Below are 11,061 nucleotides of genomic sequence, written 5' to 3'. Positions count from 1 at the left end.
TGTTTAAATTCACCAGTGTAATTCATCTTTGTTATTTTTGTTACTAATCCATCTATTCCTTGACAGTCGTATTATTTAACCCATCTTTGTACGGTTTGATCTGAAATTTTATATTTACTCATAATCTCAGCCATTGTAAGTTTATGTTCTTTCCATACTTCTATTACTTCCATTTTAAATTCTACTGAATATTTCCTCCACATGAAAAAATGCACCTCCAAATATTAAATATGATTATATCATATGTCTAACATTTGGGGTGCACTTCAAGTCTTAGAGATCATTTTAGTGCCTTCTTTTAATTAACTTATATATGAAGTCAAAAGTTATAATTTATATAATCCTATTTGACTTCAAAATTTTTATTTGCTTTTACTATATATCCATTGTCATCTATTTCTGAATATGTTAATACATTTACACATGCAATTGAAACAATACCCTGAGTTTTATCTTTTTCATTTATTAAAGTATAATAGTTATACCCAGTGTTCTTAATCTTATCATTATAAAAATTTATCAAAGCTTCATCTGTCATTTTATCAGGATTATATGTAACTTCTCCTCTTTTTCCTATTTCTTCTCCTGAATTATTTAGAACTGATCTCTCTTTTATTTCTTTTATATGTATTCCTGCATACTTATTACTATTAATATATTCATTTTTCACCTTCTCTGGAATGCCGCTATATCCAATTATTGAAAATAATACGAAACCAAATATTAATCTACTAACTATTTTTTTCATTTATAATTCCCCCTATATCCTAATAAGATAATTGTATATTGTTTGATGTTTTTGTCAATTATTACTTAGTAGAAATATTGATTACTTATGTTATATAAATAAATATCTATAAAAAAACAAACTATATTATGTATCTATATATACTTTTAAGATTGTTAAATAATTATTTTTTATTATGATAATTTATACATATTCTTCAAATCGAACTTATAATTAGCTAGTTTTTTAACAATATAAAATAAAATTCAGAAAATTCACAACAACCACTTGAATAATTAGTAACATATTGTTATAATACTTAATAAGATAGTAATATAAATATCTATATTTTTTTAAATCTTATTGTTAAATAATTAACGTTAATTATTTAACTTCTTCTACTTCTATGTTAGTAGAAATCATAGTAAAAAATTAAAATCTATAAATATAAGGGGGATAAATACTATGATAGTAAAAAAACCAATTCAATATGCAGTTATAATCGATAGACAAGGAGATTGTGGAGTTTTTGACACCATGGAGGATGCCATTAAATTAGCTCATGTTGCTTGTGAAAAATATAAGCAATACAGTGAACAAAAAAAGAATGAAATAGTAGATTCAGTAATTAAAGAATTAGAATTGCACTTAGAAGAAGTTAGCTTAATGACTTGTAAAGAGAATGGTGCTAGCTCCTACAGTAATATTCTTTACAATAATACTAATGCATTAGATAAATGTTTAAATGATAACTATCTTGAATCTAGGTTCTCTATAATTAACGGTGATAATTCTTATACTGTAAATGGCGTTATTGTTGAAGCATCTAATCCTATCGAAACAATAATTAGAAACAGCATTCTAATGCTTAAAGCTGGACATGCAGTTGTATTTTCATCAAATGAAGATGTAAAAGAAGTATTTTCTTATACTATTAAACTTATAAATAGAGCTATAGAGGCAGTAGGTGGCCCAAGAAATCTTGTAGTAACAGTAAAAAAACCTAGCGTTGAAAGCACTGATATCTTGATTTCACACGAAAGAATAACTCTTATTTCTGCAATAGATAATCAAGATACTAGAAAAATAGCTCTTTAGTTAGATGGTATTTAAATTGTTGAAAGGCATACACTTAAATAAATTTAATTCGATCTATAGCTTTGAGTGACTATATGATGGTATATATTCCAAACCACATTCATTTAAATATTTATCACATCCATTGTATTTTCACTCATTTTGTTTAATTAAAGCACCCCCAATTGGGGCTTTTTTATTTTTCTTAATTTATCATCTAATATATCAAAACTGCACCAATATGCAGAGATACCTGATCAATCGTTAATATTTTGCTTAAGTTAAGCACTATGTTTTTAGACTATTTATAATTGAAAATACAGCAATTAAATTATTAACATATAAAAAATAACCACTAACTTATAATAAATTAATGGTTATTTTAATAATATAGACTATTATTTTTTACTAATTAACTATTTTTCATTATTTACCTATAAAAGTTTTTATTCCAACCAAAATAATAAATATTCCAAAAGCTTTTTTCATTATACTTGCTGGAAGAATATTAGCAAGCTGGCCTCCAAATTTTGCACTAATTAGCATAGTAACACAAATAATTATACCAGCAGTTATATTTGTATTACCTTTCTTATAATATTCCATGAATGCAAGTAAGCCAACAGGTGGAAGCATTGCAACAAGAGATGTCCCCTGAGCTGTGAGCTGCGAAAATCCTTTTAAATACATCAATGCAGGAATTATAATTATTCCACCACCAATTCCAAACAAACCACTTAAAATACCTGCTGCGGCCCCTATTGCTATGTAAATTATAATATCTAACATCACATCATCCTCCAATAATATCAAATAAATTCTTACTTTAATTTTAAAATAACATTTATTCATTGTCATTTCATAGAATATATTTACTTTTAATAAATTAATTTATAGCTATTTATAATAGTATATTGCAATCGATTTTCTATATGCTAATATTAGTTAAATACTTAGCTTACCATATCTTTAAATGTACATTTATTATTACAACACATATTCTATTGATTATAATAAAATAAGATTCCCAATTCACTTTTTAGAATTATTTAATTATATAATGTTAGGTTGTTTATAAACACCTAAATTTATTCCTTATTAATAAAAAATTAAAGAATACATTTTCTATCAATAACTGCATTCTTTAATCTCAACTAATCTACTAATCATATATATCTTTTCAGTATAAATAACGATTTTTCTATTTTTGTATTAAAATTTTATTTGTATTCTTCTAGTGTTTTTATTAAAGTTTGAGTATCAAATGGCTTCTTTATATAACTCTTAGCTCCTAAGGCTAAGCATTCATCTTTGACATCATCATATCCTACTGCAGATATAATAATTACTACTGCTTCAGGATCAATACTCATTATTTGGCTTAAAACATCAATGCCATCTTTTCTAACTTCAGACATATTTAAATCTAAAATTATAATATCAGGACTTTCAATCTTATATGTTTCTATTGCATCATCTTTACCTGATGCTTCTAAGATCATATAAGTTCCCCTTTTTTGAATAATTTTTCGTATAAACATTCGCATATACGATGAATCATCAACTATCAAAATCTTCTTCATATTAAAAACTCCTTCATCCTCATTTTTCAGAATTTGACTGCTATTATTAAATTATATTTTATAAAACAAATCTTTTATTTGTCCAAAAATCTCATTACATTCATCTAACTTTTCTTCTAAAGCTTTTTTATCAAGCATTTTAGCTAATTCGTGAACAGAATTTATTCTTAGTGTTCCAGATGAACCTTTTAACTCATGAGCAAACTTTGCTAGTTTCTTTAAGTCCTTAGTATTAATGGCATCATTAATTCCATTTAACAAATCAGGTAAACACCTTATGTAGTCTTCAAATATTTCTAATGCATCTTCTATATCAAGACCGGTATCTCTAGAAAATTCATTAATATAGTTATCTATTATTCTTGAATAGTCTATAGTATTATGTTTTTTATTTATAATACTTTCTTCAATCATCTTAAATACAATACCAAAATTAATAGGTTTAGTAATGTAATTATCCATTCCAGATTTAATACACTTTTCCGAATCACCTTCCATTGCATTAGCAGTTACTGCAACAATCTTTGTGTGCTTTCTATTTTCTTCAATTCTTCTTATTTCAGCAGTAGCTTCATATCCATCCATTACTGGCATCTGACAATCCATGAATACAATATCATAATCTTCTTCCGATACTTTTCTTAATGCCTCTTTACCATCTAATGCCACATCGCAAGTAATACCACGAGATTTAAGCATGCTTATAAAAATTTTTCTGTTAACTTCATTATCTTCTGCCAGTAAAATTCTAATTTCTGATAAATTATAAATGTTTTTAACTACATTTTTATTCGAGTCTTCAAAATGTTCTTCATCTTCTTTCTTCAAGCCTAAATTTACAGCAATACAGTCAAGTAAATCATCTCTTTTTAGTGGCTTGGTCAAATAAGACGAAAAGCCATACTCCATTGCTGCCTTAAAGTCTCCTTTATACCTCGACATTAACAGTATTAACTTGATATTTTTGGCTATTGGTATATTTTTTAACGTTCGTGCAAGTTCATAACAATTCATTCCTGGTATCTCGCACTCAATGATTACAATACTTATTTTATTTTTTGTATCATTATTAGAAATAATTGTTGAAATTGCTTCACCAGCACCATCAACCTCAATTATATGTAATCCAGTTCCTTTCAGGTAAGAACTTGTAATCTTTCTACTATTTTCATCATTGTCAACAATCAAAATATTCACGTCATTAACCTTTTCGAAAATAGAGATATGTTCAGAAGCCCTTTTAGATATTTTTAATCTTACACAAAATCTAAAAGTAGATCCTTTATCCAATACACTATCAACAGTTATTTCACCATCCATCATATTAACCAGTTCTCGGCATATAGAAAGTCCAAGTCCAGTTCCTCCATATTTTCTCGTTGTAGACGCATCTGCTTGGTTAAAAGATTTAAAAAGTTTTTGTATATCCTTCCCACTAATTCCAATTCCGGTATCCCTCACTTCAAATGTAAGAAGTGCGATATCATTTTCTTCCTCAAAATAGTCAACCTTAAGTGCAATTTCACCCGCATCAGTAAATTTGACACCATTGCTCAAAAGATTATTTAATATTTGCTTAAGTCTAGACGGATCACCTATAACCTCATCTGGAATAGTTGGATCAATTATTGTATAAAGCTGAATTCCTTTTTCCAAAGTTTTAGGAACAAAAAGTGAAACAGCATCTTCTATAACAGTTCTCAAATTAAAGCTTATGTTTTCTAGTACTAATTTTTTAGCCTCAATTTTTGAAAAGTCCAATATATCATTAATAATATTTAATAAAATATCTGAAGCAGATTTTGCTTCGCGTACAAATTCTCTTTGTTCCAATGAGAGATTTGACGATTCCAATAATTCTAAAAATCCAAATATTCCATTCATTGGAGTTCTTATTTCATGTGACATATTTGCAAGAAACTGACTCTTTGCTATATTTGCAGATTCAGCCTCTACTTTTGCTTTATATAATTCAGCTTCTGCAATTCTTTGTTCCGTAATATCCTGTGCTGTACAAACAAGATATTTAATGCTACCTGATTCATCTTTAATAGGTTTACTTTTAACCTGAAGAAGCCTTTCCTCGCCTTTCCAATTCTTAATTTTAAGCTCTTTCTCTGCTGGCTCATCATTCCTAAATAATTCCCAATTATTTTCAGACAACTTATTTGCAGTATTAATATCAAATATGTCATATAGGTCCTTATATTCTAAATCGCTCTTTTTCTTACCAAAAAATTCTGCATGAGCCTCATTAACAGTAGCATATGAAGTAACATTGCTTAGTGCCCAAATCTGTGATGCAGCATTATCAAGTAAAATAGTCTGACCATTAAGAAGCGATTCGTATTCTTTTAATTTTGTAATCCTAGCTTTTATGAATTCTAAAAACTTTGAAATATTATTTAATATTTTTATCTGTTCCGATTGCCATATTATTGATTCCGATAAGGTTTCAAATCCTATAAAACCTATTAATTTGTTTTTATCTTTTAATGGAAGTATAAGAGACGATTTTATTCCCTCTGTATTAAAAGCTTCTAATTCAAATGTTGCTTCAACCGGAAATTCAGTTATATTATTTAAAGCAATAAAATCTTTACTTTTAATTTGACGAATTAGCCATGGAAAAGCGTAAACTACTTCATCCTCTATAATTTCCCTTTTTGGTTTTATAAACTTTTTATTCCATTGACATTCTATTTTCATAAAAGTAGGGTCTTTAGAAAAATGATATATATATATTCTATCTAAATCAAAAAATTCTCCAATTTCCTCTAATGATTTTCTTAATAGCTCATTATAGTTTATAGAATTCACCTCTAAAAATCTCACATGAATACTATTCATTAATTTTAGGAAATCATTAGAATAGATATTTATTTCATCATTGTTTTGATTCTTCATATTATCCTCCTAAAATTAAATTTCACTAGTCTTTGTAATAAAAAGTGTTAATTCTTTCAGTAGATCGACTTCATAAGGCTCAGATAGTAAACTTCCTGTTTCATCATACAGCACCTTTACTACAGGGCGCATTGGCATTGAGTTATTTTGTTTTACAACTAATCCCTTTTCATTTGAATTTAGGATAACACCACTTCCTGTAGGAAAAGCTGCTATATTCATAGTAAATTTTCTCACTATTTCTTCATCAAAATAAATATTACTCATACCTATTAGATATTCAATTGCTTCATACACAGTTTTTCGTTCATTTTCTTCTCTACCGGATATCATATTGTCAAACGTATCACAAATTGATACAATTTTCGCCAATTGATTTATTTCATCTCCTTTTAGCTGCAAAGGATATCCACTTCCATCATTTCTTTCATGATGCATTAAAACAGCAACTTTAACATATGCATTCCAAACATGCTGATCCCCTAGAAAATCATACCCGATCTTAGGATGCATTAATTCCATATATCTATTGAATTCATTTTTATCTTTAAATTCAGACGAAATTTTTTTATCGTTCATAATTCTTATTTTACCAATATCATGCAAAAGTGCACCTGCAGCTATATCTTTCAATTTAGACATGCTGTATCCCATATGAGTCCCTATTATTGTAGCTAATACGCATACATTTACAGAATGAGAATATATATTATTATCACTAGCACTTATTTCTGCAACATTTATTAAAACATCTTTATTTGATAGTATATCTTCAATAACTGAGTTTACAGAATTCATAACGCTGTTATTATCAGTTTTTCCTTCACGGCAATATCCATCTATCATTTTTTTTACTGCATGTTTGCTCATTTGCCGTGTCTTATCAGAAATACTTTCTTCAATATCAAGATTTTTTGATATATCATCATCAATATATACCGAATAAATACCAAGTTCTTTAATTTTTTCGATATAATAAGGTTTCAGCCTAACTCCAACGCTAAGTAAAATTCTACCAGATTCATCAAAAATCTGTTTTCCTAGTATTTCATCTCCCTTTAGGCTGGAAACACTAACAACTCTCATATACACCTCCGAATGAAATAATTAAATATAAGTTTGCTTACAACACAACTTCTAAAGAAAGCAAATTCATACTAAAATCTATTTGGATTTTTATTAACTATACTTAAAAGAAAAAACTTTCCCAAATAGGTATTCATATTTAAATATTAGCATAATCTTACACATTTGACTACCTAAAAAATATCGATATTAATCGATTTAATGCCCATGAATACAAACTTCGTACTCGTATATTCAGATCCTCAAAACAAGAACAAAATCCCAGGCGAATGTATCTTCTTTTTTATTCTCTTTACAAACCATAACTTTCTTATAAAACTTTAATTAAGCGCTTTAAAATACTAGCTGAGCATAATACTTCTTAAACATTGATTACAGTGCATAATTCGAGTGTATAAAAATAAAGGATGAAGATTGCATTGCATCCTCATCCTTTAAAAAATCTTATTGTATTTTTCCGCCTTCAACTACAAGGCTATCTTCAAATTCAGCACCATACACTGATTTTAATGTTTCATCATAAGCTTTGTGAACAAAGTTCTCTTTACCTAAGTTTTCAAGTTCAGTATTAATCCAATCTCTAAGTTCTGTATTACCTTTAGTAACAGCTGGAGCAATGGTATCTGTACTTCCAAGTGATGGTATACCAACAGAGAATCCAGGATTGTCTTTAGCCCATGCAATAACTTCTGTGTTATCACTTAATATAGCGTCACCACGTTTATCTTTTAATGCTTGGAATATTTCTGAATATTGTTCATATTTTACTAGTTCAACATCCGGATGATTTTTAGTCATATAAGTTTCAGCAGTTGTTCCCTTAGCTACAATAACCTTTTTGCCTTTAAGTTGATCTTCTGAAGTAATTTTAGCGCCATCTGGTGAAACCACACCAAGTGATACTTTCATATAAGGATTTGCAAAATCAACTTTTTCTTTTCTCTCATCAGTAACAGTAAAGTTAGCCATAATTATATCAACTTTTTTAGATTCTAAATAAGAAACTCTACTTGCTGCATCAACTAAAACAAATTCAACTTTTGACTCATCTCCAAGTAAATCTTTAGCAAATCTCTTTGCAACATATACATCAAATCCTTGGTTTTTTCCTTCTGAGTCAACATATCCAAATGGAGCTTTATCACTAAACACACCAATCTTTATAGTTCCACGTTTCTTTATATCTTCTAAAGAACTAGATGATGCTTTATTGGAATCACCATTATTAGTTTGTGCCGAATTACCACAGCCAACAAAACTTCCAACTACTACTGTACTTAAAAGTAAAGCTGCTACTATTTTTTTTACGCTTTTCATATTTGTCATCCCCTTATTAATAATTAAAATTGAAATATATTTAGAAAGTGCTTAGCACGTTCTGTCTTTGGATTAGTAAAGAATTCGTTTGGATCCGATTCTTCACATATTTTACCCTCATCCATAAATATTATCCTATCTGCCACCGATTGAGCAAATCCCATTTCATGTGTCACAATTACCATAGTCATGCCTTGCTTAGCTAATCCTAATATAACATCTAGTACTTCCCTTACCATTTCTGGGTCAAGAGATGCTGTTACTTCATCAAAAAGTATTATTTCTGGATTCATACATAATGCCCTAACTATAGCTATTCTTTGCTTTTGGCCCCCTGAAAGTTGACGTGGATATGAATCTTTCCTGTCAAGTAATCCAACCTTATTTAAAAGTTGTTCTGCTTGAGCAAGTGCCTCAGATTTCTCTCTTTTCTGAACCTTTAAAGGACCTAAAAGTATGTTTTCAATAACTGTCATATGAGGAAATAATTCATAGTTTTGAAAAACCATTCCTATTTTCTCGTGAATCTTTTGCCAATCGGCATTTTTATCTGTAAAACTTTGTTCCTTAAATTTAATATCTCCACCTTGAATTTTTTCTAGTCCATTGAGACATCTCAAAAAAGTACTTTTTCCGCAGCCTGAAGGTCCTAAAATAACTAATACTTCTCCTTTATGAAGACTTAAGTCAATACCTTTTAATATTTCTTTTTCATCGTATTTTTTGTGAACATCCTGTATTTCAAGCAAGACAGGATTATTATTCTTATCCATGTATGTTCCTCCTAATTATTCCACTTTGATTCTAGTCTTTTCGATATTTTTGATAGTGGATAACATATTATAAAGTACAAGAAGAATATAAAACCATAAATCCAGAAAGAAGCAGTAGGAAATTGAAATCTTGAACTTTCAATAATCTGCTGACCCATCTTAACTACATCTATAACACCTATTAAAACTACAAGCGAAGTAGTTTTAATCATTCTTGTCGCTAAATTGATGGTTCCAGGTATCATTCTTCTTATAGCTTGAGGCATAAGTACATATCTATATATTTGATAATAATTTAAACCTAAAGCCTTCCCAGATTCAATCTGATGTTTTGGTAATGATTGAAGAGATCCTCTTACTATATCTCCCATTTCTGCTGCGCCCCAAAGACTGAATACAATAACAGAAACAACTTCTCCACTAAGGTTTATATTTAATGCTGTAGTAACTCCAAAGTAGAATACAAATAACCAAACCAACGTTGGTATTATTCTAAAAGCTTCTAGGTAAACTCTGTTAATAAAAAGTATCGCCTTCGATTTTGTAGTCCTACTCAGACCTATAAGTATTCCTAGTATAGATCCTATAATAATAGATATAAAAGCAATTTCTGCTGTTACAAACAGACCTTCAAATAAACGCTTAATATTGTTTTCTTGAAAAATAACACTAATTGCCGAATTCTGCATATCGAACCTTCCTTTCTATCCAAGACATTAGAAATGATAAAGGTAGAATCATGATAAGATAAATCAAAACTAGCAATGATAATGATTCAAAAGTTCTATAGTACATTCCTATTAAATCTTTTGTTAAATTTGTGAGATCCATTATTGATATAGCTCCAAGCACAGAAGTTTCTTTCAATAAAAATATGCAATTTGCACTTATTGAAGGCATACTTACTGAAAAAGCTTGTGGAATTATGACATATCTAATAAGTTGACCATTTGAAAGACCAATACTTATGCCAGATTCAATTTGTGTTTTACTTACAGCTTCAACTCCGCTTCTAAAAGCTTCAGCCATATAGCTACCACCAAGAAATGCTAAACCAATTATAGCACAAGTAGCTTCGCCCATTTTAAATCCTAATTTAGGCAAACCAAAATACAGAAAAAATATCTGTACAAGTAGTGGAGTATTTCTCGAAAGCTCAATATAAGCTTGTACGATTTTATCCAAAACTCTTACTTTAAAGTATAATATTATTCCGCATAGTAATCCTATTACCAATGATAAAAGTATTCCTACAATAGCTAACTTTAATGTGAGCCATGCAGCTTTCTCATACAAAGGCAAATTGGTCACTACGAAATTCCAGTCAATATTCATTTAATTATCACCTTTTAATTCTTTTTTTAATTCATACAATTCTTGTAGGAATACTTTTATACTAACAACTATTTACTAGTTTGTCAATCTTATTACTTTATATTATTAATTAGTTAATATAAAGTGCATTATTTTTATTTTTTATCTTTATAAAGAACATTTTATTGATATATCTTCAAAATAATTAAGATATTATTGATATTTTATCAATAGTACTATATTAATTTTCCTCTTTTCAAAGAACAAAAGTGGCTGC

The 11,061-nt window shown here is 28.5% G+C and carries 11 protein-coding genes; 1 reads left to right on the top strand and 10 read right to left on the bottom strand.

Going from position 1 to position 11,061, the window contains the following annotated elements:
* Positions 1–71 precede the first annotated feature (71 nt).
* Both L3B96_RS14355 and L3B96_RS14350 read right to left on the bottom strand, forming a co-directional pair.
* Positions 72–203: a helix-turn-helix domain-containing protein gene (locus L3B96_RS14355; RefSeq protein ID WP_238861518.1), complete on the bottom strand. Its 132-nt coding sequence runs from the start codon at positions 201–203 to the stop codon at positions 72–74.
* Positions 204–343: 140 nt separating this feature from the next.
* On the bottom strand, positions 344–748 hold the full coding sequence (locus L3B96_RS14350) for a hypothetical protein (RefSeq protein WP_238861517.1): 405 nt from the start codon (positions 746–748) through the stop codon (positions 344–346).
* 444 nt (positions 749–1,192) lie between these two features.
* Between L3B96_RS14350 and L3B96_RS14345 the strand changes: the two genes are divergently transcribed.
* On the top strand, positions 1,193–1,825 hold the full coding sequence (locus tag L3B96_RS14345) for an aldehyde dehydrogenase family protein (protein ID WP_012058729.1): 633 nt from the start codon (positions 1,193–1,195) through the stop codon (positions 1,823–1,825).
* Positions 1,826–2,230: 405 nt separating this feature from the next.
* Here L3B96_RS14345 and L3B96_RS14340 read toward each other — a convergent pair whose 3' ends face one another.
* The 8 genes from L3B96_RS14340 to L3B96_RS14305 form a co-directional block, all read right to left on the bottom strand.
* Positions 2,231–2,593, bottom strand: a complete 363-nt coding sequence (locus tag L3B96_RS14340; protein ID WP_012058728.1) for a TSUP family transporter — start codon at positions 2,591–2,593, stop codon at positions 2,231–2,233.
* 431 nt (positions 2,594–3,024) lie between these two features.
* Entirely contained in the window at positions 3,025–3,387 is a 363-nt protein-coding gene (locus tag L3B96_RS14335; RefSeq protein ID WP_012058727.1) for a response regulator, read from the bottom strand.
* Positions 3,388–3,438: 51 nt separating this feature from the next.
* The gene (locus L3B96_RS14330) at positions 3,439–6,294 is read right to left on the bottom strand and encodes a response regulator (RefSeq protein ID WP_238861516.1); all 2,856 of its coding nucleotides are present in this window, start codon (positions 6,292–6,294) and stop codon (positions 3,439–3,441) included.
* Between the two features lie 15 nt (positions 6,295–6,309).
* Positions 6,310–7,380 (bottom strand): HD domain-containing phosphohydrolase, encoded by a 1,071-nt coding sequence (locus L3B96_RS14325; RefSeq protein WP_077839251.1) that lies wholly within the window; start codon positions 7,378–7,380, stop codon positions 6,310–6,312.
* Positions 7,381–7,824: 444 nt separating this feature from the next.
* On the bottom strand, positions 7,825–8,697 hold the full coding sequence (locus tag L3B96_RS14320) for a cysteine ABC transporter substrate-binding protein (protein WP_238861515.1): 873 nt from the start codon (positions 8,695–8,697) through the stop codon (positions 7,825–7,827).
* Between the two features lie 23 nt (positions 8,698–8,720).
* Positions 8,721–9,470, bottom strand: a complete 750-nt coding sequence (locus L3B96_RS14315; RefSeq protein ID WP_275297178.1) for an amino acid ABC transporter ATP-binding protein — start codon at positions 9,468–9,470, stop codon at positions 8,721–8,723.
* An 11-nt stretch (positions 9,471–9,481) separates the two neighbouring features.
* A complete protein-coding gene (locus L3B96_RS14310) occupies positions 9,482–10,159 on the bottom strand; it encodes an amino acid ABC transporter permease (RefSeq protein WP_012058722.1) in 678 nt (225 codons plus the stop codon).
* Positions 10,140–10,805 (bottom strand): amino acid ABC transporter permease, encoded by a 666-nt coding sequence (locus L3B96_RS14305; protein ID WP_017211658.1) that lies wholly within the window; start codon positions 10,803–10,805, stop codon positions 10,140–10,142. The genes L3B96_RS14310 and L3B96_RS14305 overlap by 20 nt, the downstream gene beginning before the upstream one ends.
* Positions 10,806–11,061: the final 256 nt, after the last annotated feature.

Origin of the sequence: Clostridium sp. YIM B02569 (assembly GCF_022320765.1) — a bacterium.
Lineage (GTDB): Bacteria > Bacillota > Clostridia > Clostridiales > Clostridiaceae > Clostridium > Clostridium beijerinckii.
Note: the sequence above shows the minus strand (reverse complement) of the source record. Positions and strands in the feature narration are given on the sequence as shown.